The 406-nt window shown below is 41.9% G+C and carries 1 protein-coding gene; it reads right to left on the bottom strand.

Features of this window, described 5'->3' with window-relative positions:
• A partial coding sequence (locus DXC04_RS15975) for a thioester domain-containing protein (RefSeq protein WP_243112182.1) occupies positions 1 to 406 on the bottom strand: 406 nt, incomplete at both ends.

Below are 406 nucleotides of genomic sequence, written 5' to 3'. Positions count from 1 at the left end.
CTTGAAAGGCTCAGTTCACCTTTTGGCGGTTCTTCCTGTCCAAACAGATAATTGATATATGCGATAACCCCTGCATTTACAAGGTCATTATAATTACATCCGGTAAATCCGGCTTCTCCTGCATAAGCGTAGCTGGCTGCAATGTGTGTATACACATACTTTTCATCTTCCGTTTTTCCAGCCAGATAACTTCCTGTCATATCTCCTGCCCCGCCATAACCATAATAAAGAACTTTCTGCAAATTTTTATTGCTGTCCAGTACCTGTGCTACATAACTTCCACTCGGTGGGGATGCTTTCTGGGACTGGAGACAGTATGCAATCTTTCCATTGACTGTGAACAGGCAAGTAAGATAATTTCCAAGATAGCTTGGATAATAAATGGTTCGCCCCTTTGTCAATGTAA

This window comes from Dorea sp. OM07-5 (genome assembly GCF_003481355.1).
GTDB classification, from domain to species: Bacteria; Bacillota; Clostridia; order Lachnospirales; family Lachnospiraceae; genus Dorea_D; species Dorea_D hominis.
The sequence above is the reverse complement of the archived record's forward strand: the minus strand, read 5'-3'. Positions and strand labels throughout refer to the sequence as shown.